This is a genomic window from Streptomyces sp. NPDC092296 (genome assembly GCF_044755465.1).
In the GTDB taxonomy this organism is placed as follows: domain Bacteria; phylum Actinomycetota; class Actinomycetes; order Streptomycetales; family Streptomycetaceae; genus Peterkaempfera.
In genome coordinates, this window is record NZ_JBIVRB010000008.1 from 183,205 (window position 1) to 207,376 (window position 24,172).

Annotated in this window: 21 protein-coding genes; 5 read left to right on the top strand and 16 right to left on the bottom strand. The window is 75.1% G+C overall.

The genetic code is table 11. The features are described 5' to 3' along the window. Nucleotides 1-126 precede the first annotated feature (126 nt). From ACIQGZ_RS19770 to ACIQGZ_RS19785, 4 genes are all read right to left on the bottom strand, one after another. The gene (locus ACIQGZ_RS19770; protein ID WP_402603344.1) at nucleotides 127-1,098 is read right to left on the bottom strand and encodes a glycosyltransferase; all 972 of its coding nucleotides are present in this window, start codon (nucleotides 1,096-1,098) and stop codon (nucleotides 127-129) included. A gap of 163 nt (nucleotides 1,099-1,261) precedes the next feature. Continuing rightward, nucleotides 1,262-3,067: an apolipoprotein N-acyltransferase gene (lnt, locus tag ACIQGZ_RS19775; RefSeq protein WP_402603419.1), complete on the bottom strand. Its 1,806-nt coding sequence runs from the start codon at nucleotides 3,065-3,067 to the stop codon at nucleotides 1,262-1,264. A 628-nt stretch (nucleotides 3,068-3,695) separates the two neighbouring features. Then, a complete protein-coding gene (locus tag ACIQGZ_RS19780; RefSeq protein ID WP_402603345.1) occupies nucleotides 3,696-5,342 on the bottom strand; it encodes an amidohydrolase in 1,647 nt (548 codons plus the stop codon). Between the two features lie 76 nt (nucleotides 5,343-5,418). Beyond that, entirely contained in the window at nucleotides 5,419-5,859 is a 441-nt protein-coding gene (locus ACIQGZ_RS19785; protein ID WP_402603347.1) for an Lrp/AsnC family transcriptional regulator, read from the bottom strand. A 307-nt stretch (nucleotides 5,860-6,166) separates the two neighbouring features. Here ACIQGZ_RS19785 and ACIQGZ_RS19790 point away from each other — a divergent pair, with 307 nt between their 5' ends. After that, entirely contained in the window at nucleotides 6,167-6,622 is a 456-nt protein-coding gene (locus ACIQGZ_RS19790) for a hypothetical protein (RefSeq protein WP_402603349.1), read from the top strand. A 121-nt stretch (nucleotides 6,623-6,743) separates the two neighbouring features. Here ACIQGZ_RS19790 and ACIQGZ_RS19795 read toward each other — a convergent pair whose 3' ends face one another. Together ACIQGZ_RS19795 and ACIQGZ_RS19800 are read right to left on the bottom strand one after the other, a co-directional pair. Beyond that, a complete protein-coding gene (locus ACIQGZ_RS19795; RefSeq protein WP_402603351.1) occupies nucleotides 6,744-7,970 on the bottom strand; it encodes an acyl-CoA dehydrogenase family protein in 1,227 nt (408 codons plus the stop codon). Nucleotides 7,971-8,318: 348 nt separating this feature from the next. Next, a complete protein-coding gene (locus tag ACIQGZ_RS19800) occupies nucleotides 8,319-8,495 on the bottom strand; it encodes a hypothetical protein (RefSeq protein ID WP_402603352.1) in 177 nt (58 codons plus the stop codon). 321 nt (nucleotides 8,496-8,816) lie between these two features. Here ACIQGZ_RS19800 and ACIQGZ_RS19805 point away from each other — a divergent pair, with 321 nt between their 5' ends. The 4 genes from ACIQGZ_RS19805 (at nucleotide 8,817) to ACIQGZ_RS19820 (ending at nucleotide 14,840) form a co-directional block, all read left to right on the top strand. Next, the gene (locus ACIQGZ_RS19805) at nucleotides 8,817-11,762 is read left to right on the top strand and encodes an AfsR/SARP family transcriptional regulator (RefSeq protein ID WP_402603354.1); all 2,946 of its coding nucleotides are present in this window, start codon (nucleotides 8,817-8,819) and stop codon (nucleotides 11,760-11,762) included. 460 nt (nucleotides 11,763-12,222) lie between these two features. Further along, nucleotides 12,223-12,462: a hypothetical protein gene (locus ACIQGZ_RS19810; RefSeq protein ID WP_402603356.1), complete on the top strand. Its 240-nt coding sequence runs from the start codon at nucleotides 12,223-12,225 to the stop codon at nucleotides 12,460-12,462. A gap of 25 nt (nucleotides 12,463-12,487) precedes the next feature. Then, nucleotides 12,488-12,646 carry a hypothetical protein gene (locus tag ACIQGZ_RS19815; RefSeq protein ID WP_402603358.1) on the top strand — a complete coding sequence of 53 codons (159 nt, stop codon included), beginning with the start codon at nucleotides 12,488-12,490 and terminating at the stop codon, nucleotides 12,644-12,646. 313 nt (nucleotides 12,647-12,959) lie between these two features. Further along, nucleotides 12,960-14,840, top strand: a complete 1,881-nt coding sequence (locus tag ACIQGZ_RS19820; protein WP_402603421.1) for an AAA family ATPase — start codon at nucleotides 12,960-12,962, stop codon at nucleotides 14,838-14,840. A 132-nt stretch (nucleotides 14,841-14,972) separates the two neighbouring features. Here ACIQGZ_RS19820 and ACIQGZ_RS19825 read toward each other — a convergent pair whose 3' ends face one another. The 10 genes from ACIQGZ_RS19825 to ribD all read right to left on the bottom strand — a co-directional run bounded on the left by ACIQGZ_RS19825 (nucleotide 14,973) and on the right by ribD (nucleotide 24,085). Then, a complete protein-coding gene (locus tag ACIQGZ_RS19825; RefSeq protein ID WP_402603359.1) occupies nucleotides 14,973-16,022 on the bottom strand; it encodes a hemolysin family protein in 1,050 nt (349 codons plus the stop codon). After that, entirely contained in the window at nucleotides 16,019-17,365 is a 1,347-nt protein-coding gene (locus ACIQGZ_RS19830) for a hemolysin family protein (protein ID WP_402603361.1), read from the bottom strand. The genes ACIQGZ_RS19825 and ACIQGZ_RS19830 overlap by 4 nt, the downstream gene beginning before the upstream one ends. Before the next feature lie 302 nt (nucleotides 17,366-17,667). Continuing rightward, nucleotides 17,668-18,144 carry a PH domain-containing protein gene (locus ACIQGZ_RS19835; RefSeq protein WP_402603362.1) on the bottom strand — a complete coding sequence of 159 codons (477 nt, stop codon included), beginning with the start codon at nucleotides 18,142-18,144 and terminating at the stop codon, nucleotides 17,668-17,670. 176 nt (nucleotides 18,145-18,320) lie between these two features. Then, nucleotides 18,321-19,169, bottom strand: a complete 849-nt coding sequence (gene hisG / locus ACIQGZ_RS19840; protein ID WP_402603364.1) for an ATP phosphoribosyltransferase — start codon at nucleotides 19,167-19,169, stop codon at nucleotides 18,321-18,323. A gap of 79 nt (nucleotides 19,170-19,248) precedes the next feature. After that, the gene (locus ACIQGZ_RS19845; protein WP_402603366.1) at nucleotides 19,249-19,521 is read right to left on the bottom strand and encodes a phosphoribosyl-ATP diphosphatase; all 273 of its coding nucleotides are present in this window, start codon (nucleotides 19,519-19,521) and stop codon (nucleotides 19,249-19,251) included. 72 nt (nucleotides 19,522-19,593) lie between these two features. Next, nucleotides 19,594-20,085 (bottom strand): 6,7-dimethyl-8-ribityllumazine synthase, encoded by a 492-nt coding sequence (gene ribH / locus ACIQGZ_RS19850; RefSeq protein WP_402603367.1) that lies wholly within the window; start codon nucleotides 20,083-20,085, stop codon nucleotides 19,594-19,596. Between the two features lie 111 nt (nucleotides 20,086-20,196). Further along, nucleotides 20,197-21,588: a bifunctional 3,4-dihydroxy-2-butanone-4-phosphate synthase/GTP cyclohydrolase II gene (locus ACIQGZ_RS19855; RefSeq protein WP_402603368.1), complete on the bottom strand. Its 1,392-nt coding sequence runs from the start codon at nucleotides 21,586-21,588 to the stop codon at nucleotides 20,197-20,199. After that, a complete protein-coding gene (locus ACIQGZ_RS19860; protein ID WP_402603370.1) occupies nucleotides 21,585-22,232 on the bottom strand; it encodes a nicotinamide riboside transporter PnuC in 648 nt (215 codons plus the stop codon). The genes ACIQGZ_RS19855 and ACIQGZ_RS19860 overlap by 4 nt, the downstream gene beginning before the upstream one ends. Continuing rightward, nucleotides 22,232-22,948, bottom strand: a complete 717-nt coding sequence (locus ACIQGZ_RS19865) for a riboflavin synthase (RefSeq protein WP_402603372.1) — start codon at nucleotides 22,946-22,948, stop codon at nucleotides 22,232-22,234. The genes ACIQGZ_RS19860 and ACIQGZ_RS19865 overlap by 1 nt, the downstream gene beginning before the upstream one ends. Nucleotides 22,949-22,951: 3 nt before the next feature. After that, on the bottom strand, nucleotides 22,952-24,085 hold the full coding sequence (gene ribD, locus ACIQGZ_RS19870) for a bifunctional diaminohydroxyphosphoribosylaminopyrimidine deaminase/5-amino-6-(5-phosphoribosylamino)uracil reductase RibD (protein ID WP_402603422.1): 1,134 nt from the start codon (nucleotides 24,083-24,085) through the stop codon (nucleotides 22,952-22,954). Between the last annotated feature and the right edge of the window lie 87 nt (nucleotides 24,086-24,172).

Genomic DNA, 24,172 nt, shown 5'->3' on the forward strand with positions numbered 1-24,172 from the left:
GGGTCTGCTCTCCACTCCCTCGCCCGGCGCGCTCCCCTGCGGAGGGCCGGCCATCGGACCCCGCGCCCGCCCCGGTGGGGGCGGGCCCCGGCGGCCCGCGCGAGGGCGACGGCCGGACCGCTGCTCCTAGCGCGCGGCGCCGTTCGCCCCCGTGTTCGGCTCAACGTCGGAGGTCGCGGAGGTGTTCCGGGCGGGCTGACTGTCAGGCACGGCCTGGCTGTCCGGGATGGCCTGGTCGTCAGGCGCGGTCCGGTCGTCAGGGGCGGCCTGGTCGTCAGGGGCGGTCCGGCTCTCCGGCACGGTCTGGTCGTCCCCGGCAGTCTGGTTGGGGAGCGGCAGCCGCCCCAGCCGGTTCTGGACCCCCCAGGAGGTGACCCGCATCAGCGCCTCGACCACGATGGTGCGGCTCATCTTGCTGGCGCCCAGCTCCCGCTCCACAAAGGTGATCGGGACCTCGACCACCCTGAAGCCGGCCCGCACCGCGCGCCAGGCCAAGTCCACCTGAAAGCAGTACCCCTGTGAGGCGACCTCGTCCATCCCCAGACCGAGCAGGGTCTCCCTGCGGAAGGCACGGTAGCCGCCGGTGACATCGCGCAGCGGCACGCCCAGCATCAGCCGGGAGTAGGTGCTGCCGCCCCGCGAGATGAACTCGCGGTGCTTGGGCCAGTTGACCGCGCTGCCGCCGGGCACCCAGCGGGAGCCGAGCACCAGGTCGGCCCCGCCGCGCAGCCCGGTCAGCAGACGGGGCAGCTGCTCGGGCTGATGCGAACCGTCCGCGTCCATCTCGACCAGGACGTCGTAGCCGTTGTCGATCCCCCAGCGGAAGCCGGCGAGGTAGGCGGCGCCCAGCCCCTCCTTGCCCTTGCGGTGCAGCACATGCAGATTGGCGTCCGCTGCGGCCAGTTCGTCGGCCACCTCGCCGGTCCCGTCCGGGCTGTTGTCATCCGCGACCAGGATGTGCGCCTCCGGCACCGCAGCGCGAACTCTGGCGGTGATGAGGGTCACATTCTCGACCTCGTTGTAGGTCGGGATGATCACCAGGATCTTGCCCAGATCAGCGAACCCCTGGGGCTCGTCGGCGGCGGTGTTGTCGGTCACGGACCGGCCTTTCTCCGTTTGCTGCGGTCAGTTGTGCGGCTGGAGCCGGCCCCGTGCGTCGCACGGATCGGCGTACGGCCGGGGCACCTGGCAGCGCTCCGCCCGACGCCGGGGTGCCCGATACCGCCACCCCCAGCAGCACCCTTGTGCACGGTCCTCGGCGTCAGTCGCGGAGAGTCCCGCCACCGGTCGGCGCCACGGGTGCGGCGCCCCGGCGGAGCCGGTTCCGCAGGACGGCGACCGCGCACGAGAGCAGCCCCACAATAGCGATCACCCACTCCGGCCACGCACCAAGCCGATCGGCGAGTGTCCGGCCGTCCCGCAGCGGGACCTTGGCGGTCAGTGCGGCCGGGGTCAGCTCGGCCGTCCGCTGCTGCACCACCCCGTCCGGGCCGATGATCGCGCTGATACCACTGGTGGCGGCGATGACGACCGCGCGGCCGTGCTCGACCGCGCGCAGCCTGGACATCGCGAGCTGCTGCTCCGGCTGGCCGCTCCGGGCATAGGTGGCGTTGTTGGTCTGGACCACCAGCACCCGGCCGCCCGCGTCCACGGTGTCCCGGACGATCTCGTCGTAGGCGACCTCGAAGCAGATCACATCACCGATCCGGGCCGGACCGAGCTGCAACACCCCGGGGCCGCTGCCCGGGTAGAAGTCGCGGGCCACCCGTTGCAGCCGGGTGATGTACTTCGAGAGCAGCGACCGGAAGGGCACGTACTCACCGAACGGCACCGGGTGCTGCTTGGTGTAGGAGGCGCCGGGGCCGGTGGCCGGGTCCCAGACGATGCCCTCGTTGCGTACGTGCTGGTTGTCCGGCCCGTCCACCAGCGTGCCGACCAGCACCGGGACGCCGACCGCCCGCACGGCCCGCTCGATGGCGTCATACGCCTCGGGGTTGGTGAAGGGGTCGAGGTCAGAGGAGTTCTCCGGCCAGATGACGATGTCGGGCTTGGCACGGCGGCCCGCCGCGACCTCGGCGGCGAGCTGCTCGGTCACCTTGGCGTGGTTGCCCAGCACCGCCATCGGCCGGCCGAGGAAGTCCATCCCGGGGTGCGGCACATTGCCCTGGACGACGGCGACCTCGACGGTGTCGTCGGGCGCGGTCGGCACCGGCACGGCGTACCCGACCACGGTGGCGGCGGCGGCGAGGACCAGCGGCACCGCGACCAGCCGGCCGCGCGCCCGAGCAGCGGACGCACCCGGGGCCGCCGTGGGCGCGGCGGCCGTCACAGCCGCCGGGGACGCGGCCGGGCGGCCCGGGAGCAGGCGGCGCAGCGCGGGCGCGGCGTGCGGCAGCAGCGGTACGGCGGCGGCGGCGAGCAGGCCGCCGGTCAGCGCCACGGCGAAGGTCACCAGGGGCGCCCCGGCGACGGCCGCCAGCGGCAGATACGGGGTCGCCGTGTTGGCGAAGGCCAGGCGCCCCCAGGGGAAGCCGCCCAGCGGCAGCCGGTCCCTGGCCCACTCCTGGGCGACCCAGAGACAGGCCGTCCACAGCGGCCAGCCGCGCAGCCGGGAGGCGACCGCCAGCCCGGCGCCCATGGCGGCCAGGAAGACCGCCTCGACCAGCGAGAGCGCGATCCAGGCGTCGGGGCCGATCACCCGCAGCCAGTTGAGCAGCGCCAGCATGAAGGGCGCCCCGAAGGCGAAGCCCGTCCAGGCGCCCTGCCGGGCGGTGCGGCCCCGGGTGAGCAGCGCCAGACCGGCCACCGCCACCAGCGAGAGCGGCCACAGGTCGTACGGCGGGAAGGCGGCGGCCAGCAGCAGTCCGAGCAGCGCGGCCGCGCCACTGCGTGGCAGCCCCCGCCGGACCCGCTGCCGGCGCGACGGGCGGGGCGCGGTCGGCCCGGTCGCCCCGGCCCCGGCCGTCCCGGGCGCGGGCTCGGCGGTCACCGAGGCGGCCGCCGTCTCGGGCCGGTCGGACGCGGGGCCGACCGGCTCGGGCTCCTGGAGCGCCGGATGGACGGGCAGTGCCACGCGCGCCGCCTCTCTCGTGATGGACTCGCGCGCCTCCGGAACCCACCGGCGCGACGTGCGACGTGCGACGACGGTACAACGCGCGGGGCGGTTCGCAGGAGTGGGGGCCGCGCCGGATCTCCCGGCGGCCCCGGCCCGCGCGGCGGGTCGGGGACCGGACGCCCTTCGGTCCGACCTGGGGCCCGCCGGCTGCGGGTCCACCGAGAGCCGTTGTCTACTGAGCGTCCGGCCCCCGCCCGGGTCGCACCTGCCCGGCCGGACCGGGTTGGCCTACCGGCTCCCACGCTCCCCGCACCGCTGCGGCTGGACCTGGCTGCCTGTCGGCGGCCGCCCCCGGGGGCGGCCGCCTGTTGGCCCAGCTGCGGTCACGGGTTTTGGCGTGGAGGTGTTCCGGTCGGGCGACCTGCGGGGGGCTGCCCCGGAGGTGGACGCCGTCGAACCTACTCGCTGCCGACCGCCGTCTGTCAACTGGGGTCTGACCTGGGCTGACGGCACGAAACCGCAGGTCAGCGGTGCCATACCGGCCGGGAGTGGCGGTTTCGGCCCGCCCTAGGGAGGTATCCGGCACCACCCGATCGGCCGCAGGTGATCACCGGCGGCCCGGTCGGCGGCCGCCCGCCGGTCAGAGCGAGCCGTACACCACCCGGCCGCGCACCACGGTGGCCAGGCAGACCGGCAGCGGATTGCCGGGGCTCAGGTCGGGCAGGCCGGGGGTGCCCGAGCGCGGGTCGGTGGACCAGCCGGCGACCCGGGAGTCGGGGGCCTGGACGACCAGGTCACCGGTCCGCCAGACGGCGTAGCCCGCCGGTGCGCCGGGGACGAGCACGCCCGCGTCGTCGCGGCCCACCGCCCGCCAGCCGCCCCGGGTGTGGGCGGTGAAGGCGGCCCGTACCGAGATCCGGTGCTCGTCGGTCCGGTGGAAGGCGGCGGCCCGTACGGTGCCCCACGGGTCCAGCGGGGTCACCGGCGCGTCCGAGCCGAAGGCGAGCGGGACGCCGGCCCGCAGCAGCTGGGCGAAGGGGTTGAGGCGGGCCGCCCGGTCCGCGCCGAGCCGCCGTACGTACATGCCGTCCGGGCCGCCCCAGGCGGCGTCGAAGGCGGGCTGCACCGAGGCGACCAGGCCCAGTTCGGCGAAGGCGGCGACCGCCCGGTCGTCCAGGTACTCGGCGTGCTCCACCCGGTGGCGCAGCGCCCGCACCCGGTCCGTGCCGACCTTGAGCGCGGCGGCCCGCACCCCCTCGACCACCGCGTCCAGGGCGGCGTCCCCGATGGCGTGGAAGCCCGCCTGCATCCCGGCCTCGGTGCAGGCGGTCACATGGTCGGCCACCTGCGCGGCGGTCAGGTGGGCGGCGCCGGTGTGCGGGGCGTCCGCGTACGGGGCGCGCAGGCAGGCGGTGTGCGAGCCGAGGGCGCCGTCCACGAAGAGGTCGCCGCCGGCGCCGACCGCGCCCAGCCGCCGGGCGGTGTCCACCCCGCCGAGCTCGCCCCAGTAGCCGAAGACCTCCGGGCCGTCGCCCTGCGCCGCCAGGGCCAGCAGGCCGGTCAGGTCGTCGGCGGAGGAGATGTCCGGTCCGGCGCACTCGTGCAGCGCGCCGATGCCGAGGGCGGCGGCCCGGTCCAGGGTGGCCCGCTGGGCGTCGCGGCGCTGGTCGGCGGTGAGGTGGGCCAGGGCGGCGCGGCGCACCGCGTGGTGGGCGCCCTGGCTGAGCGGGCCGTCCGGGTGGTGTCCGGCCAGGTCGGCCAGGCGGGGTGCGGCCGGGTCCCGCTCGGCCAGGGCGCGCAGCGCGGTGGAGGCGGCGGCGGAGTGGACGTCGGTGCGGGAGAGGTAGACGGCGGCGCCGTCGGCGGCGGCGTCCAGTTCCGCGCGGGTGGGCGGGCGGTTCTCCGGCCAGCCGGTGTCGTCCCAGCCGTGGCCGATCAGCACCCCCTGGTCGGGGCCCAGCCGGCCCCGGGAGCGCTCCTGGCGGACGTGACGCTCCAGCCGGGCCAGGGCCTCGGCGAGCGACGGGCAGCCGGTGAGGTCGAGGCCGGTGAGGGCCAGGCCGGTCGAGGTGGCGTGCACATGGGCGTCGACGAAGGCGGGGGTGACCAGGGCGCCGGCCAGGTCCACCACCTGGTCGGCGCCGTCGACGTAGGCGTCCGCCGCGCCCTCCGAGCCGATCCAGGCGACGGTGTCCCCTTGGACCACCATGGCGGTGGCGAACGGGTCGGCGGGGCTGTAGACGGTGCCGCCGCGCAGCAGCACGGTACGGGTGGTGCGATCGGTCATGGGGTCAGTCTGCCGGGCGCCGCCCCGGGTCCGCGCTCCGGGTGGGGCCCGCGCTCCTGGCCGGGACCGCCCCTGGTCACAGCCGGGGCGCGCGGGCCTCGTACGGGGTGCTGAGCACCACGGTGGTGCGGGTGGAGACCCCGGCGGCGGTGCGGATGCGGGCCAGCAGGTGCTCCAGGTCGCCGGGGCCCGCCACCCGGACCTTGAGGATGTAGTTCTCGTCGCCGGCCACGCTGTGGCACGCCTCGATCTCGGTCAGCGGCGCCAGCCGCTCGGGCACGTCGTCGGGCGCGCTGGGATCGAACGGCTTGACCGAGATGAAGGCGGTGAGCGGCAGGTCCACGGCGTCGGGGTCGACGACCGCCGCGTAGCCGCGGATCACGCCGCGCTGCTCCAGGCGGCGCACCCGCTGGTGCACCGCCGAGGTGGAAAGGCCGGTGGCCTTCCCTAGGTCGGTGTAACTCATCCGCCCGTCCTGGACGAGCAGCTGCACGATCTGGCGGTCGAGGTCCTCCACAAGGGGCAAACCTACTGGGCGCGGCGGCCCGTTGCCGACCCGGTGGGCGCGGGGCGGCGGGCTTATGCGCGGGGGCGGGCGCGGGCCGGGGTGCGGCGCCGCCCGGTCGGCGGGGGCGCCGGGCGGGAAGGGGCGCTGCTGGGGCGGGTTGTGGGGCGTATCGGGCGCACGTCGGCAGCTTGTGTGACGAACGCCACACCGGCCGCATGATGGTGCATCACCGCGCAGGATTATGAGGCTCGTGCGCAGGGAATTGCTGGCTATGGTCATGGCCGTCGCGGCCTGGGCCCACCCGAGGGGGATGAACATGCCTGTACTTGACCGGCGCACCCGCAGCGCAGCAGCCGACGACAGCGAGGAGCTGCCGGCCGCCGACCACTCCGACACCGCGTTCCGGGGGACCGACCCCGGCGACGGCGACACCTGGGAGATCTTCCGGGTCCGCTGCCCCGAGTGCGACCGCCCGATCGCGCTGCTCGGGGACGAGGAGCGCTTCCCGCAGCACGCCGTGCTGCACAGCGCGTGGAACCCGTTCGCCTCGGCGGTCTGCCCGGGTTCCGGCCAGCCGGTCGACGAGGCGGCGGACCTGGCGGACGACGCGGACTTCGACGCCGAGCCCGACCTGGAGGCGCTGCTGACGCTGCCGCCGGAGCTGGACTGGCGTACCCAGCCCTTCTCGCACGTCGGCGGTCCCGGCTCCCGGCCGGTACGGGTGCCGCAGATGCGCGCCCCGCAGGAGCAGCCCCGTACCGGTCGGCGCTGACCGACACCGAGACACGTACCGGCCCCGTGCCGGCCGGCCCGTGTCGACCGTTGTGGGCGGCGCGTGACCGGTGGCCCCGCCGCCCGCCCGGCGCGGCCGCCGATCCCGTACCGGCCCGGCCTCAGCGGCCGTCGCCGCCGGTGAGCCGGCGTCCGATGACCATCCGCTGGATCTGGTTGGTGCCCTCCACGATCTGCAGCACCTTGGCCTCGCGCATGTAGCGCTCCAGCGGGTAGTCGCGGGTGTAGCCGTACCCGCCGAGGACCTGGACGGCGTCGGTGGTGACCCGCATCGCCGTGTCGGTGCAGAACAGCTTGGCCATCGCCGCCTCCTTGGTGAAGGCGAGCCCGGCGTCCCGGCGGCGGGCGGCGGCCAGGTAGAGCGCACGCCCGGCCTCGACCTGGGTGGCCATGTCGGCGAGCATGAAGGACAGGCCCTGGAAGTCCGCGATCGGGCGGCCGAACTGACGCCGGGTCCTGGCGTACTCCACCGCGTGGTCCAGGGCGGCCTGGGCGAGGCCGATCGCGCAGGCGGCTATCCCGAGTCGGCCGGAGTCCAGGGCGGACAGCGCGATGGCGAAGCCCTGGCCCTCCTCCCCGAGCAGCCGGTCGGCGGGCACCCGCACCCCGTCGAAGTGGATCTGGGCGGTGGGCGAGCTGCTCATGCCCATCTTGTGCTCGGGCGGCGCGGCGGTCAGCCCGGCGCTGTCCGCCGCGACCAGCAGGGCGCTGATCCCGCCGGGGCCGTCCTTCCCGGTGCGGACCATGGTGCTGTAGAAGTCGGCGGCGCCGCCGTGGGTGATCCACGCCTTGGTGCCGTTGACCAGGTAGTCGCCGCCCTCGCGGACCGCGCGGGTGCGCAGCGCGGCGGCGTCGGAGCCGGACTGCGGCTCGGAGAGGCAGTACGCGCCGAGCTGGCCGCCGCCGAGCATGCCGGGCAGCAGCCGCTGCCGCTGCTCCTCGCTGCCGAAGGTCGCCAGGGCGTGGCAGGAGAGGGTGTGCACGCTGACGCCGAGCCCGATGGCGAGCCAGCCGGCGGCCAGCTCCTCCAGGACCTGGAGGTAGACCTCGTACGGCTGGTCGCCGCCGCCGTAGGTCTCCGGGTAGGGCAGGCCGAGCAGTCCGGCGGTGCCCAGGGTGCGGAAGACCTCCCGGGGGAAGCGGCCCTCGGCCTCGTCGGCGGCGGCGCGGGGCAGCAGTTCCCGCTCCACCAGGTCGCGGGTGAGGGCCAGCAGGTCGCGGGCCTCCTCGGTGGGCAGCTGGCGCTCCACCGGCTTGGTCCGTTCCGCCGGCTTGGTCTGTTCTGCCGGCTTGGTCTGTTCCACCGGCGTGGTCGGGGAGATGCTCATGGCGGCGTCGCCTCCTCGGTCGCACCCCGGGCCGCTGGGTGCGGGGCCCGGCAGGGTCGTCGTCTGCCCGCCGGGCGGTCTCACTGGTTCGCAGTGAACGACCATTAACCGACGTGGCGAAGCGAGTATGCCCGAAACGACGCCGTCCGTCACCGCGACGGCCCCTCGGCTTCCCCCCGGACCACCCCGGCTGACCCCGGGGAACGCATGAGCGGCCGGCTCCCCCGGCGCAGCAGCCCCCCAAGCTGTTGCGCCGGCGGAACCGGCCGCTCTCCCCCCCATTCGCCTCCGCACCTTGCGGCACGGAGGCCGGTTCCGCCGTCCCCCCGGGCGGCGGAAGTCCATGGCCTACTTGCGAACCCCCCCGTTGCCCGCGGGCGACTCGCCGTGACGCACCGGCTTGACCGGCTCCGGCGTCTGCGGAGTCTGCTCCTCCGGCGTCTGCGGGGTCTGCTCCTCCGGCGTCTGCTCCTCCGGCGTCTGCTCCTCCGGCGTCTCCGGGGTCTGCTCCTCAGGCGTGCTCATCCCGCTGCTCCTTCGCGCTGAACCAAGTGGCCCACTGCGGTGCCGGTTTCCGGCCGTGACACCGCGGGCCGCCGCCGGGGGCGACGGCACCGGCTGGACCGGCTCCGCCAGCATGGCGAAAGCCAATAAACATCTGATAAACAGCACCTGCGGCGCAGTAGGGTCGGTGTCCGCCCGGCGACGCCGCAGGCCCGCAGGGGCGGAGCGGCGCTGAGTACCGGGCGCCGCGGCGAGGAGCCGCCCCGAGCCGGTCGGGGTGGGCACCGGCGAAGTGGGAGAAGCACGGCCGTGCACAGTGACGCGGACAGAGCAGAGCCGTACGTGCAGTTTCAGGTGCTCGGGCCGTTGCAGGCCCGGCGTTCGTCGCAGGAGATCGAGCTGGGCCCGCCCCAGCAGCGCGCCCTGCTGGCGGTCCTGCTGCGGCGGGCGGGGCGCCCCATCGGACTCCAGGAGATGGTCGAGGGCGTCTGGGGTGAGGACTCCCCACCGAACGCGGTGGCGGCGGTCCGCACCTATGTCTCCCGGCTGCGCGGCGTCCTGGAGCCGGACCGCAAGTCCCGGGCGGCGGCCAGCCTGCTGGTCTCGGTCGCGGACGGCTACGCGCTGCGGCTGCCGCCGGAGGCGGTCGACGCCGTCCGGTTCGAGCAGGGCGTCGCCGAGGCGGGCCGCGCCCGCGCCGCCGGGGACGCCGCCGGGTGCCAGCAGGCCGCCGCCGCCGCGCTCGGCCTGTGGCGGGCCCTCCCGCTGCCGGGGCTGCCCGGCCCCTCCGCCGACGCCTGGCGCCGCCGGCTGGAGGAACTGCGCTGCACCGCCCTCGAACTGCGGCTGGGCGCGGAGATCGACCTGGGCCGGCACCGCGAGGCGGTGGCCGAGCTGGCCGACCTGGTCATCGAACAGCCGCTGCGTGAGCGGTTCCGTACGCTGCTGATGCTGGCGCTGTACCGCAGCGGGCGGCAGGCGGAGGCACTGGCCGCGTACGCGGACGCGCGCCGGCTGCTGGTCGCGGAGCTGGGGGTGGAGCCCGGCCCGGAGCTGACCGGGCTGCACGCCCGCATCCTGGCCTCCGACCCGGCGCTGATCGCCGCGGAGCGGTCGGTCGGCGCGGCCGGCCTCGACGTACGGGTGCCCGCGCAGCTGCCGCAGGACCCGGCGGACTTCACCGGGCGGGCCGAGCTGACCGCCGAACTGCGGCTGGTGCTGGGCGACGACGGCGCGCCGGGGTTCCGGATCTGCGCCATCGCCGGGATCGGCGGGGTGGGCAAGACCACGCTGGCCGTGCACGCCGCGCACGGGGTGCGGGAGGCGTTCCCGGACGGGCAGCTCTATGTGGACCTGCGGGGGGTCGAGGACAGCCCCACCGACCCGGAGGTGGTGCTCGGGGACTTCCTGGTGGCGCTGGGCGAGGACGCCTCGGGCGTCCCGGACGGCCTGGAGCGCCGATCCGTGCTCTACCGGTCGCTGCTGGCCGACCGCCGGCTGCTGATCGTGCTGGACAACGCCCGGGACACCGAGCAGATCCTGCCGCTGCTGCCGGGCGGCCGGGGCTGCGCGGTCCTCACCACCAGCCGGGCCCGGCTGACCGACCTGCCCGGCGCCCACCATGTCGACCTGGACGTGCTGGACCCGCAGGAGGCGCTGCGGCTGTTCGCCGCCATCGCCGGCTCCGAGCGGGTGGGCGCCGAGCGCGAGGCCGCCCTCGATGTCGTCTCCGCGTGCAGCTTCCTGCCGCTGGCGGTCCGGATCGTGGCCTCCCGGCTGGCGGCGCGCCGCTCCTGGACGGTCTCCACCATCGCCGCCCGCCTCGCGGACGAGCACCGCAGGCTGGACGAGTTGCAGACCGGGCGGCTGGCGGTCGAGGCCACCTTCGAGCTGGGGTACCGGCAGCTCTCCCCGGTACTGGCTCGGGCCTTCCGGCTGCTGGCGCTGCCGGACAGCCCGCATCTGTCGCTCGCCTCGGCCGCCGCCGTCCTCGGGCTGCCGGTGGACGAGGCGGAGGACCTCACCGAGGCGCTGGTGGACGCGGGCCTGCTGGAGTCCCCGGCGCCCGGCCGCTACCGCCACCACGACCTGCTGCGGCTCTTCGCCAGGCGGCAGAGCGAGCGGGCCGACCCGGCGGCCGAGCGCGACCAGGCGGTCAACCAGCTGCTGGACTTCCTGTTCGCCACGGTCTCCGCCGCCTCGCGGCTGCTGGAGCCGGGCGACGTCCTCACCGACCATCTGCGCTCCCCGCAGTCGCAGGGCGCGCCGCTGGCCGACACCGACGCCGCCCGCGCCTGGCTGACGGCCGAGCAGGCGACGCTGTTCGCCGTGGTCTCGCAGCGGGCCAGGGAGGAGCGCGAGGGGGCGGTCCGGCCGCTGATCGACCTGCTGATGGTCTGGGTCTGGCTGATCGACGGGGTGGTCCACCAGCGGCAGATCGAGCAGATCCTCCGCCCGGTGGTGGCGACCGCGCACCGGATCGGGGACCGCTCCGGGGAGTCCCGCGCCCGCTGCGTCCAGGGGATGCTGCTCTACTCCTGCGACCTGTACGAGCCGTCCGAGGCCGAGCTGCGGACGGCGCTGCTGCTCGCCCGGGAGACCGGCGACCGGGTGGCCCAGTTCACCGCCGCGAACCTGCTGGGCATGGTCGTCGGCGGCACCGGACGGCCCACCGAGGCGCTGCCGTACCTCAGCGAGGCGCTCGAACAGTGCGAACTGCTGGGGAACTCCAGCGTCTCGGCGCTCATCATGAGCAACACCGCCCGGTCGCTGATCGACCTCGGCCGCCGGGAGGAGGCGGTCGACACGGTCGCCGCCGCGCTGGCGACCGCCCGCGACTCCGGCAATGAGTCGACCGTCGCCGAGACGCGCTACTCCTCCAGCGTGGTGCTGCGGCAGTCCGGCGACGCCGACACGGCGATCGGCCATCTGCACCACGCGCTGCGCTACTTCCGCGAGCAGGGCCGCCGGTCCTGGGAGGGGCTGGCGCTCGCCCGGCTCGCGGAATGCCTGCTGGACGTGGGCCGGGACGCCGACGCCGCCGTCTCGGCCGAACAGGCGCTGCTGGTGGCCCAGGAGGGCGGCGACCTGTACTGCGAGGGGCTGGCCCAGGCCGCCCACGGGCAGGCGCTGCTCCGGCTCGGCCATACCAGCCGGGGCCGGGCCTGCCTGGAGAGCGCGGGCGCGGTCTTCCTGCGGCTCGGAGTGCCGGAGGCCGGCGTGATCCAGCAGCAGCTGCTCCAGGACGTGGCCCTGCGCTCCGCCGCTCCGCTGCACGCGCCCCGCTGAGCCGGGCGGGGCGCAGGGGGCGGTTCGGAGGGGCGGTTCGGAGGGGCCGTTCGGAGACGGTCCAGAGGCGTCCGATGACTCTGCGTGCAACCTCGGCGGGCGCCGCCGTACCACCCTGCTCAGTGGCTTGACCAGCGGCCTTGTCAGGACTTACGTTCTCCTTGTAGCGAGATTGTTGATCTCGCAACAACAGATGCGAGGCCCCTTTGGCTGTTCCCCCGTGGCCAGAGGGGCCTCGTTCTCTCCCACCACCTCGACTTACCGCCGGCACCCGCCGGGAATAACCGAGTGGAATCGGACTGCGCGCCGTCGGCCCTGCCGGGGAATCCGGACTGACGAGCAAATACCCGACGTCTCACCTGGCTTCTGCGGTACGCCTCCGCAATCGAGCCTGCCGCACCAGCTGCGCACTGCGCGGATCACCCGACTCACCACCCCCGCCGATTCCGCTCCTGACCCGGTGGGCGGTTGCACCGCAGCTCAGGCCGGTGGGCTGGGCCGCTTCGGCAACGGCGTCCTTGGCTGGAACCATTTCTCCCGCAGTCATGACATCAGCGATCCCGAAGTCCGGCTCCGGGTGCGGAAAAACGACCGGCCACAGGACGGCACATACAAGGTCACCGGCGGCAACGGTATGGTCGGCGTGATCACCGCCCACCGCATCGGCAAGAACAAGTACCCGGACGCGCCGAACCGCTGAGGACCCGCACATCAAGCTCGTCCCGATGTTCCCCGATGACGGGCATCCGCACATCGGCGGGGCCGGTCCGGAATACGCGGGGCTGCCCGACGGGGACGGCTACTGCGCACCGGTCTGCGACCTCGGCGAGTTCATCGGCCCCGCCGAGCAGACCCGCAGGCCCGGCGCTCTACCGGATCAGTGACTCGCCGGTACGATGCCGTCAGCAGCGGTCGGGTCGGGGGGCGGCACGATGGCATCCCGCCGAGCGGCGGGTGGCACCGGATCAAGGCGACCGCCGCATTCCGTGCGGGACCGGGTGGGGCCATCATGGTGGCCGGACGACCGGCCCGGGGGTCGGCCTGCTGTGCGGCGGCGGGTGGTGTGAGGGGGCGGGGCTGATGGGCGCGGACACGGCGGGGGCTCGGGACGCGCGGCAGGGGGCGTGAGTGGGCACGGTTGACGACTCCGGGGCGACCGGTCGGGCGGTGCCGGCCGACCGGGCGTGGCTGCGGGCGATGGACGCGTACACCGCTGGGGCGTACGCCCGCGCGGAGGAGGAGTTCCGTACGGCGGTGCGGCTGGACCCGGGCATGGCGGACGCCTGGCTGGGGCTGCACGCGCTCCGCTCGGACACCCCCGGGGCGCTGCTGGCGATGCACCGCCACCGGGACCGGTTCGGTGAGCAGCGGCGGCGCCACCGCCGCCCGCTGAGCTCCTGGTACTGGCTGGGCTGGTGGGTGCAGCCGGTGCTGGAGGACGCCCGTGACCTGGCGCTGGCGCATGCCTCGCACTGGCTGGACGGCCGCCACCTGGCCGAGCTGGACCAGGCCGTGGCGCTCTGCCCGCCCGCCGACCGGGACCCGGCGGTGCGCTTTCTGCACGCCTGCCGCTCCTACCTGGTCAAGGACTGGGAGCAGCTGATCCGGGACACCGAGGGGCTGCTGGACGATCCGCTGCTCGGCATCGAGGCGGGGCTGTTCAGCGGGATGGCCCGGGTACGGCTTGACATGTGCGCGCAAGCGGAGACCCCGCTGGCGGCGTCGCTGGTCCGCTGCCGCTCGGAGCAGCCGCAGCGCAAGGAGCTGCGCTACTGGCTGGCCCGAGCGTACGAGGGGGCCGGGCGCAGCGCCGCCGCGCTGCCGCTGTACCGGGCGGTGCACCGGGCCGACCCGGCGTTCATGGACACCGCGGCCCGGCTGGCGACGATCATGTCGGAGGACGGGGTGGACCCGGAGCTGCTGGAGGCCGAGTGGGACGGCTTCCGGGGCGCGGCGGACCAGGCGCAGGCGCTCCCGGGGGCGGCCGGGCCCGGGGGTGCGGTGGGCGGCGGCACGGCGTACGTCCCGGGGCCGCTGGACACGGCCGACCCGGCGGCCGGGGCCGATCCGGTGGCGGCGCCCGCCGCCGACGGGCCGGAGCCGGCGGGTACGCCGGAGGGCCCGCTGCGGGACCGGGTGGTGCGGCCGGTGCCGCCGCTCTCCGCCGACGGCGCCGCCGGGCCGGGCGGCCGGGGTGACCCGGGCGGGCGCGGCGGGCCGGATCGCGGGCAGCTGGACGCGGCGCTGGCGGAGCTGGACCGGATGGTCGGCATGGAGCCGGTGAAGCGGCAGGTGCTGGCGCTCTCCGCCCAGCTGCGGATGGCCCGGCTCCGGGCCGACCAGGGCCTGCCGGTGCAGCCGCCCAAGCGGCACTTCGTCTTCTCCGGGCCCTCCGGCACCGGCAAGACCACGGTGGCCCGGATACTCGGCCGGGTCTTCTACGCGCTGGGGCTGCTCTCCGGGGACCACCTGGTGGAGGCGCAGCGGGCGGACCTGGTGGGCGAGTTCCTCGGTCAGACGGCGGTCAAGGCCAATGAGCTGATCGACTCGGCGTTGGACGGGGTGCTCTTCATCGACGAGGCGTACAGCCTGGCCAACTCCGGCTACAGCAAGGGCGACGCATACGGGGACGAGGCACTTCAGGTGCTGCTGAAGCGGGCCGAGGACAACCGGGACCGGCTGGTGGTGATACTGGCCGGCTATCCGGAGGGGATGAACCGGCTGCTGGTCGCCAACCCCGGGCTGGCCTCGCGCTTCACCACCCGGGTCGACTTCCCCAGCTACCGCCCGGCCGAGCTGGCCGCGATCGGGCAGGCGCTGGCCTCCCGGGACGGCGACGGCTGGGACCCGGACGCGCTGGAGGAGCTGCACTCCATCTGCGGGCATGTGGTGGGCGAGGGGTGGATCGACGAGCTGGGCAACGGGCGGTTCATCCGGACGCTGTACGAGAAGTGCTGCGCCTACCGCGACCTGCGGCTCTCCGCCCTGCCTACTCCCCCGACCCGCGACGACCTGGCCACCCTCCGCCTCCCCGACCTGGTCCAGGCCTACGGCGAGCTCATCGACGGCCGAGGCTGACCCCGCCCGGGGGCGCGGAGTCTCCGGGCGGGGTCAGGGCGGGCGGGGTCAGGGCGGGCGGGGTCAGGGCGGGCGGGGTCAGGGCGGGCGGGGTCAGGACGGGCGGCAGGCGCTGCCTGCGGCGGGCAGGGCTCAGCGGCGGGCGGTGGAGGGGCGGCGGTGGTCGGGGTCGTGGACCTCGCCGACAAGCTCCTCCAGGACGTCCTCCAGGGTGACCAGCCCCAGCGTCCGGCCGTCCCGGTCCACCACCGCCGCCAGATGGGCGGCCGCCCGCCGCATCGCGCCGAGCGCGTCGTCCAGCGGCGCGCGGTCCGGCACGGCGGTGATCCGCCGCCACACCTGCGGCGGCACCGGCGCCGTCCGGTCGTCCAGGTCCAGGACGTCCTTGACGTGCAGGTAGCCCAGGAAGGCGCCGTCCGCGTCGACCACCGGGAACCGGGAGAAGCCGGTGGCCACGGCGACCTCCTCCACCCGTACGGGGGTGGCGCCGGGGTCGACGGTGACCAGCCGCTCGGTGGGGAGCAGCACCTCGCTGACCGGCCGCCGCCCCAGCTCCAGGGCGTCCTCCAGCCGCTCCTGCTCGCCGGGGGCCAGCAGCCCGGCCTGCCGGGAGTCCTCGACCAGGTGGGCCAGCTGCTCGCTGGTGAAGACCGACTCCACCTCGTCCTTGGGCTCCACCCCGAACGCCCGCAGCACCAGGTTGGCGAAGGCGTTGAGGAAGCGGATCACCGGGGCGAGCATCCGGGCGAGGGCGTCCAGCGGCGGTCCGAGCCAGAGCGCGGCCTTCTCCGGACCGGCCAGTGCCATGTTCTTGGGCACCATCTCACCGATCACCATGTGCAGGAAGACCACCAGGGCCAGCGCGATCACATAGGAGACCAGCCGGGTCAGCGCCGCCGGCACGCCGAACGCGTGGAACGGCCCGTGCAGCAGATGGGCGATGGTCGGCTCCGCGAGGGCGCCGAGCAGCAGCGAGCAGACGGTGATGCCGAGCTGGGCGGCGGCGAGCATCGCGGAGACGTTCTCCAGGGCGTGCAGCACCGTGCGGGCGCGGCGGTTGCCCGCCTCCGCGAGCGGCTCGATCTGGCTGCGCCGTACCGAGATCACCGCGAACTCGGCGCCGACGAAGAAGCCGTTGCCGAGCAGCAGCAGCACGGAGGCGAGGATCTGGAGCGCGGTCATCGGCCGTTCCCTCCGTTCCCGCCGGGGCGTCCCGGCAGCTGCCCGACCCGCTCCAGCCGCACCCGGGAGGTGCGGTGGCGGTCGATGCCGAGCACGGTCAGCCGCCAGCCGGGCAGTTCGGCGGTGTCGCCGGGGGCGGGGAGCCTGCCGAGCAGGTCCGCGACCAGGCCGCCCAGCGTCTCGTACGGCCCGTCGGGGGCGTACAGGCCGATGGCCTCCAGCTGGTCGACCCGGCCGCGCCCGTCGGCGTCCCAGGCCGGCATGCCGCCGACCGGGGCGAGCGGGACCAGGTCGGGGGTGTCGGCGGGGTCGTGCTCGTCCAGCACCTCACCGACCATCTCCTCGATGATGTCCTCCAGGGTGACCACCCCGGCGGTGCCGCCGTACTCGTCCACGACCACGGCCATCGGCCGGCCGCCGCGCAGCAGTTCCAGCAGCCGTTCGGCGGGGAGGGTCTCCGGGACGAGCAGCGGGGGCACCGCGATGGCGCCCACCGGGGTGACCGAGCGCCGGGCGGCGGGGACGGCCAGCGCGTCCTTGAGGGTGACGGTGCCGGTGACCTCGTCCAGCGAGTCGCCGTAGACCGGGAAGCGGGACAGGCCGGTGGCCCGGATGAGGTTGAGCACATCGGCGGCGGTGGCGTCGCGGCGCAGCGCGGAGACGTCCACCCGGGGGGTCATCACGCTCTGCGCGGTGAGCCCGGTGAGGCCCAGCGTACGGACGAACAGGTCGGCGGTGTCGGCCTCTATGGCGCCGGCCTTGGCCGAGTGCTGGGCGAGGGCGACCAGTTCGGAGGCGGTGCGGGCGTGGGCCAGCTCCTCGGTGGGCTCCATGCCGAGCGCCCGTACCGCGCGATCGGCGGTGCCGTTGAGGAAGACGATCAGCGGCCGGCAGGCGGCGGAGAAGACCCGGTGCGGGCCGGTGACCGCGCGGGCCACCCGCATCGGCTGGGAGATGGCCCAGTTCTTGGGCACCAGCTCACCGATGACCATCTGGACGACGGTGGCCAGCACCATGCCCAGGGCGACGGCCAGGCCGGTCGCGGCGGCGCCGGGGACGCCGGCGGCGGTGAGGACCGGGCCGAGCAGCCGGGAGAGGGCCGGTTCGGCGAGCATGCCGACCACCAGCGAGGTGACGGTGATGCCGAGTTGGGCCCCGGAGAGTTCGAAGGAGAGCCTGCGCAGTGCCCGGCCGACTCCGGCGGCCCGCCGGTCACCGGCGGCGGCGGCCCGGTCGACGGCGCCGCGCTCGACGGTGACGAGGGAGAATTCGGCGGCCACGAAGAGGCCGTTGGCGATGATCAGGGCGAATGCTGCGAGCAGCAGCAGCCAGGCGGTGGTCACCGTGCCGCCTTTCCGCAGGCACCGGCCGGGACCGGGGGGTCCTGCGGCGGGGGCGGGGGCGGGACGGCGTTCGTACTACCGGACGGATCGTCCATCGAGGGGAGGTGTCACTCCTCTGGTCGTGGGTGGAGCCGCGTGCTCCCCGCCCGGAGCGGTGCTCGGGGCCGGACGCGGCCTGCGGGGTACGCGGCGGCTGGTGGGGTGTTCTGCCCCGCCATTCATCGTAAACGGGGCCGGCCACCGTCAACGGGGCCGCCCGGCGTGAACGGCGTCGTCCAGCGTAAGCGACGCCGTGGGCCGGTTCAGCGGGCGGCGTGCGCCTCGGTGAGGTCGCGCAGCGCGCGGGCGGCGGCGATGGCCTGCTCGCGTCCGGCGGCGGGCTGGATGCCGACGGCGGCCAGCGTGGTGCCGTCGGCCAGGTCGAGGACCGCCCAGGGGTCGCCCTGGCGGAGGTTGACCCGGACGATCTCGGCCCAGGCCAGCCGGCGGGTGCGCAGGAAGTTGACCACGGTGACGCCGTCGCGGTCGGCGGTGACCCGGGGGCGGGAGAGCATCACCAGTACGGCGGCGAAGACCAGCCCGGTGGCGACCAGCGCGGCGCGGTCGTACGCCCGCCAGGTGTGCGGCAGCGCGGCGGCGATGACGGCGAACAGCACCACCAGCAGGACCGCGACCGGCAGCAGTACGGCCCGGGTGCGGGCCGCCCGCCAGGTCACGGGGGACTCCGGGCCGGCGGTGGGGGCGGTCCGGTCCTCGGCGGGGGGCGGCGTGGCGGGCATGGCGGCGGACTCCACGGGCGGTGCTCGGCGGTCGGGGGATGGGGGTCGGGGGATGGGGGTCGGGGGATGGGGGTCGGGGGATGGGGGTCGGGGGATGGGGGTCGGGGGATGGGGGTCGGGGGCGGGAGGGCGGCGGTGCCGCTCCCCCGCCCCCGGCGGTTGTCCGGGCCGGACGCTCAGAGGCGGCAGGCGTGGATGTTGGTCACCAGGATGGCCCGCGCGCCGATGGCCCACAGGTCGTCCATGATCCGCTGGGCCTCCTTGCGGAGCACCATGGAGCGGACTGCCGACCAGCCCTCGCGGTGCAGCGGCGAGACGGTCGGGGACTCCAGGCCGGGGGTGAGGGCGACCGCCGCACCGACCCGGTCGGCGGGGATGTCGTAGTCCATCAGCACATAGCGGCGGGCGACCAGGACGCCCTGGAGCCGGCGCAGGAACTGCTCGACCCGGGCGTCCTCGGAGGCGCCCTTGGGCCGGATCACCACCGCGTCGGACTCCAGGATCGGTTCCCCGAAGATCTCCAGCCCGGCGTTGCGCAGCGTGGTCCCGGTCTCCACCACGTCCGCGATCACATCCGCGACGCCCAGCTGGATGGCGGTCTCCACCGCGCCGTCCAGCCGGGTGACCGCCGACGCCGTCACACCGTGCTCGGCGAGGTGCCGGCGGACCAGGCCGGGGTAGGAGGTGGCGACCCGCAGCCCCTGGAGGCCCTGGACGTCCTTGGCGGTGCCGACCGGCCCGGCGAACCGGAAGGTGGACCCGGCGAAACCGAGGGCCAGCACCTCCTCGGCCTCGGCGCCGGAGTCCAGCAGCAGGTCACGGCCGGTGACGCCGACGTCGAGGCGGCCGGAGCCGACGTAGACGGCGATGTCGCGCGGGCGCAGGAAGAAGAACTCGACATTGTTGTCGGTGTCGACCAGGACGAGTTCCTTGGAGTCCTTGCGCTGCCGGTAGCCGGCCTCATGGAGCATCTCCGCCGCGGGACCCGAGAGCGAACCCTTGTTGGGGACGGCGATGCGCAGCATGGGGGCAGGTCCTTCACTTGTCACTGGTGCGTGGTTGCGGGAGGAGGAGCGCAGGGGGCGCGGTGCGCCCCCTGCGGGGTCACAGATGAGCGTATACGTCGTCCAGGGTGAGGCCGCGGGCGACCATCATCACCTGGAGGTGGTACAGCAGTTGGGAGATCTCCTCGGCCGCCCGCTCGTCCGACTCGTGCTCGGCGGCCATCCAGACCTCGGCGGCCTCTTCGACCACCTTCTTGCCGATGGCATGGACGCCCTGCTGGACGAGCTGCGCGGTACGGGAGGATTCCGGGTCGCCCGAAGCGGCCTTCTGCTGGAGCTCGGTGAAGAGCTCCTCGAATGTCTTCAACGCCATGATGGGCACACCTTACGGCCTGCGGGTGGATGGCAGCGGAACGGACCGCAGCGTGGACACGTCGTGTCAGCCTCAGCGCCAGGGCTCGGAGACGGCCCGCAGGGTGGCCGCGGTGGCGAGGGCGGCGGTGACCGCCTCGTGGCCCTTGTCCTCGTTGGAGCCGGGCAGCCCGGCGCGGTCCAGGGCCTGCTGGTCGTTGTCGCAGGTCAGGACGCCGAAGCCGACCGGTACCCCGGTGTTGACGGACACCTGGGTCAGGCCGAGGGTGGCGGCCTGGCAGACGTAGTCGAAGTGCGGGGTGCCACCGCGGATCACCACGCCCAGCGCGACCACGGCGTCATAGCCCCGGTCCGCGAGCTGCTTGGCGGCCACGGGCAGCTCGAAGGTGCCGGGCACCCGCAGCACGGTGGGCTCGTCGATGCCCAGCTCGTGCAGGGCGCGCAGGGCGCCGTCCAGCAGGCCCTGCATGACCTGCTCGTGCCACTGCGCCGCGACCACCGCGACCCGCAGGTCACGGCAGTTCTTGGCGGTCAGCGTCAGCTCGGGGGCTCCCTTGCCGCTCACGGGTGTTCCTCTCGTCTCAGGGTGATGGGGGGATGTCTCGGGGTGATGGGGGGTGTCTCGGGGTGATGGGGGGTGTCTCGGGGTGATGGGGGGTGGCGGGGCGCCGGTGGTTCAGGCGGCGCCGCCGGCCTCGACCACCGGGGTGGCGAGCGAGGCCGGGCTCTCGGCCGCGTCCAGCCAGGGCAGGTCGTGGCCCATCCGGTCCCGCTTGGTCAGCAGGTAGCGCAGATTGTGCTCGCCTGCCTGGACCGGCAGCGGCTCGCGGCCGGCGACCGTGATCCCGTACTCGCCCAGCGCGGAGACCTTCGCCGGGTTGTTGGTGAGCAGCCGTACCGAGTGCACCCCGAGGTCGGTCAGCATCCGGGCGGCGGTGCCGTACTCGCGGGCGTCGGCGGGCAGGCCCAGGTCGAGGTTGGCGTCGACGGTGTCCCGACCGGCCTCCTGGAGCTGGTACGCGCGCAGCTTGTGCAGCAGGCCGATGCCCCGGCCCTCGTGGCCGCGCAGGTAGAGGACCACACCGCGCCCGGCGGCGGCGACCCGCTCCAGGGCGGCCTGCAACTGGGGGCCGCAGTCGCAGCGCAGCGAGCCGAAGACGTCACCGGTGAGGCATTCGGAGTGCACCCGGACCAGGACGTCGTCACCGGCCGGCAGCCGGCCGTCGGCGTCCAGGCCGCCCGCGACCAGCGCGATGTGCTCGGTGCCGTCCTGGGCACTGCGGTAGCCGACGGCGGTGAAGGTGCCGTGCTCGGTGGGCAGGCTGGTGACGGCGGCCCGCTCCACCTGGCGATCGGCGCGGCGCCGGTGGGCGATCAGGTCCTCGATGGAGATGATCGACAGGCCGTGGCGGCGGGCGAAGGCCACCAGTTCGGGGAGGCGGGCCATGGTGCCGTCGTCGTTGACGATCTCGGCGATGGCGCCGGCCGGCGGCAGTCCGGCGAGCCGGGCCAGGTCGACGGCGGCCTCGGTGTGGCCGGGGCGGACCAGCACCCCGCCCTCCACCGCGCGCAGCGGGAAGACATGGCCGGGCCGGGTGAGGTCGCCGGGCAGGGTCGTGGCGGCGGCCAGCAGCCGGACGGTACGGGCGCGGTCGGCGGCCGAGATGCCGGTGGAGACGCCGTCGCGGGCGTCGACCGACACCGCGTAGGCGGTGCCCTTGCGGTCCTCGTTGACTTCGGTCATCGGCGGGAGCTTGAGCCGGTCCAGCTCGCGGCCGGTCATCGGGACGCAGATGACGCCGGAGGTGTACCGGATGGTGAAGGCCATCAGCTCGGGGGTGGCGGCGCCGGCGGCGAAGACCAGGTCGCCCTCGTTCTCACGGTCCTCGTCGTCGACGACGACCACCGGGCGGCCGGCGGCGATGTCGGCGACGGCCCGCTCGACCGGGTCCAGGGCGAGGCCGTCCGGATCGAAGCCGTCCGGGTCATGGCCGGGGGCATGGTCGCGGTCACGGCCGTGGTCGGGGGTCGGCCGGGCGGGGGCGGGGAGCTGGTGCAGGGCGGTCATGCCGCTGTTCCTTCCAGTACGGCCGCTGCCTGCGGCAGGGGGGCACGGGTCCGCAGCCACCAGGCGCGCAGACCGAGGACGACGAGGACGAAGTAGATGACGTAGACCAGCCCGGAGAAGGCCAGGCCGCTGCTGAAGGCGAGCGGTACGCCCACCAGGTCGACGGCGAGCCAGGCGAACCAGAACTCCACCCAGCCGCGTGCCTGGGCGATCATCGCGGCGAGCGTGCCGACGAAGATGTACGCGTCCGGCCAGGGGTTCCAGGAGAGCGCGGGCACGGCGGCGAAGAGGCCGCCGACCGCCCCGGTGCCCACGGCGGTGCCCGCCGCCAGCAGGCCGCGCTCGCGCCAGGTGGCGAAGCGGACCCGCAGCTCACCGGTGCCGCGCCGGCCGCGCCGCCACTGGACCCAGCCCCAGACGGCGACGACGACCACCAGCAGCTGCTTGCCGACGCCACCGCTGAGGTGGGCCGACCAGTAGGCGGAGACCAGGACCACGCCGGAGAGCAGCTGCACCGGCCAGACGGCCATGGCCCGCCGCCAGCCGAGCACGAGGGCGGCCAGGCCCAGCAGGTTGCCGATCATGTCGGACCAGATGACGGTCTGCCCGAACGGGGTGAAGGCGGTGCTGTTCAGCCAGCCCATCACCGGTCTCCGGCAGGTGCGGGGTCTTCGGCGGGTGCGGGGTCTTCGGCGGGTGCGGGGACGGCAGCGGGTGCGGGGACGGCGGTGGTGCCTGCGGCGAGCAGCCGCTCGACGTACTTGGCGAGGACGTCGACCTCCAGGTTCACCGCGTCGCCGGGCTGCTTGCCGCCGAGCGTGGTGAGGGCGAGGGTCGCCGGGATGAGGCTGACGGTGAAGAAGTCCGGGCCGGCCTCGACCACGGTGAGGCTGACGCCGTCGACGGTGATGGAGCCCTTGTCGACCAGGTAGCGGGCGATGCCGGGCGGCAGCGTGAAGCGCAGCACGTCCCACTGCGGGCGGCCGTCGGCACCGGGCTCACCCGGGGACCGGGAGAGCAGCGTCGCGGTGGCGTCGACATGGCCCTGCACCAGGTGGCCGCCGAGGCGGTCACCGAGCGCCATGGCCCGCTCCAGGTTGACCCGGGAGCCGGGGGTGAGGGCACCGAGGCTGGAGCGCTTGAGCGTCTCGGCCATCACGTCGGCGGAGAACTCGCCGCCGCTCGCGGCCAGTTGCCCGGGGGTGTCCACCACGGTGAGGCAGACGCCGTTGACGGCGATGGAGTCGCCGTGCCGGACGCCTTCGGTGACGCGCGGTCCGCGCAGGCGGATGCGGGAGGAGTCCCCGAGGTCCTCGACCGAGACGACCTCTCCGAGCTCTTCGACGATTCCGGTGAACACTGGTCAGCTCTCCTCGGTGGAAGGCGTGTTGTCGGACGGTGCGGGTGCGGCGGATGCCGTACGGCGGGGGTAGGCGGTGAGGCGGATGTCCGCGCCGACGCGGGCGAGGTCGTGGACATCGAGTCGGAACGCGTCGGCGATGGTGCCGATTCCCGCGCTCCCCAGGGCGGCGGGGCCGCTGCCGAGCAGCGCGGGCGCCAGGTAGCCGACGGCCTTGTCCACCAGGCCGGCGGCCCAGAGCGCCCCGGCCAGCGTGGCGCCGCCCTCCAGCAGCACCGACTGCACGCCGCGCCGGTGCAGTTCGGCCAGCAGCGCGTGCGGGTCCAGACCGCGGCCGGTGGCGGCGCGGGGCAGTACGGCGATCTCGGCGCGGCCCTCGGCCACGGCGGCGTCCAGGTGGCGGGTGTCCGCGCCGGGGGCCACCGCGATCAGGGTGGGCGCGGCGCCGTCCAGCAGCCGGGCGGTGGCCGGGGTGGCGGCGCCGCTGTCCGCGACCACCCGCAGCGGCCGGCGTACGGCGGCGGCGGCGCCGTGCCGCACGGCGAGGTGGGGGTCGTCGGCGCGCTGGGTGCCGGAGCCGACCAGGACGGCGTCCGCCTCGGCGCGCAGCCGGTGCACGTCGGCGCGGGCCTCCGGGCCGGTGATCCAGCGGCTGCTGCCGTCGGCGGCGGCGGTGCGGCCGTCCAGGGTGGCGGCGTACTTCCAGAGCACGAAGGGGCGGCCCAGTCGCATGGCGGTCAGCCAGCACTCATTGCCCCGGGCGGCCTCGGCGGCGAGCAGCCCGCCGTGCACGTCGACGCCGGCCGCCCGGAGGGTGGCGGCGCCGCCGGTGGCGCGGTCGGTGGGGTCGGGGACGGCGTACACCACCCGGGCGATCCCGGCGTCGATCAGCGCGTGGGCGCAGGGCCCGGTGCGGCCGGTGTGGTTGCAGGGCTCCAGGGTGACGACGGCGGTGCCGCCACGGGCCCGGTCGCCGGCGGCGCGCAGGGCGTGGATCTCGGCGTGCGGACCGCCGGCCCGCTGGTGGTGGCCCTCCCCCGCGACCCGGCCTTCGGCGTCGAGGACGACGCAGCCGACGACGGGGTTGGGACTGGTGTGGCCGAGGCCGAGCGCGGCAAGGGAGATGGCGCGCCGCATGGCTTCCGCGGTGCGGCCGTCGGCCTGGTGGGGGGCCACCGGAGTCCTCCTCGCGCTAGGTGCGCGGGCTCCGGGGCGTGGGGAGAG

Bases quoted from the DNA above. Each gene is read 5' to 3' on its own strand.
- ACIQGZ_RS19845 (WP_402603366.1), bottom strand. From the start codon at position 19,521: ATGGCGTTGAAGACATTCGAGGAGCTCTTCACCGAGCTCCAGCAGAAG.
- ACIQGZ_RS19790 (WP_402603349.1), top strand. From the start codon at position 6,167: ATGCCTGTACTTGACCGGCGCACCCGCAGCGCAGCAGCCGACGACAGC.
- ACIQGZ_RS19815 (WP_402603358.1), top strand. From the start codon at position 12,488: ATGTTCCCCGATGACGGGCATCCGCACATCGGCGGGGCCGGTCCGGAA.
- ACIQGZ_RS19860 (WP_402603370.1), bottom strand. From the start codon at position 22,232: ATGGGCTGGCTGAACAGCACCGCCTTCACCCCGTTCGGGCAGACCGTC.
- ACIQGZ_RS19800 (WP_402603352.1), bottom strand. From the start codon at position 8,495: ATGAGCACGCCTGAGGAGCAGACCCCGGAGACGCCGGAGGAGCAGACG.
- ACIQGZ_RS19825 (WP_402603359.1), bottom strand. From the start codon at position 16,022: ATGACCGCGCTCCAGATCCTCGCCTCCGTGCTGCTGCTGCTCGGCAAC.
- ACIQGZ_RS19820 (WP_402603421.1), top strand. From the start codon at position 12,960: ATGGACGCGTACACCGCTGGGGCGTACGCCCGCGCGGAGGAGGAGTTC.
- ACIQGZ_RS19780 (WP_402603345.1), bottom strand. From the start codon at position 5,342: ATGACCGATCGCACCACCCGTACCGTGCTGCTGCGCGGCGGCACCGTC.
- ACIQGZ_RS19835 (WP_402603362.1), bottom strand. From the start codon at position 18,144: ATGCCCGCCACGCCGCCCCCCGCCGAGGACCGGACCGCCCCCACCGCC.
- ACIQGZ_RS19795 (WP_402603351.1), bottom strand. From the start codon at position 7,970: ATGAGCATCTCCCCGACCACGCCGGTGGAACAGACCAAGCCGGCAGAA.
- hisG (WP_402603364.1), bottom strand. From the start codon at position 19,169: ATGCTGCGCATCGCCGTCCCCAACAAGGGTTCGCTCTCGGGTCCCGCG.
- ACIQGZ_RS19855 (WP_402603368.1), bottom strand. From the start codon at position 21,588: ATGACCGCCCTGCACCAGCTCCCCGCCCCCGCCCGGCCGACCCCCGAC.
- ribD (WP_402603422.1), bottom strand. From the start codon at position 24,085: ATGCGGCGCGCCATCTCCCTTGCCGCGCTCGGCCTCGGCCACACCAGT.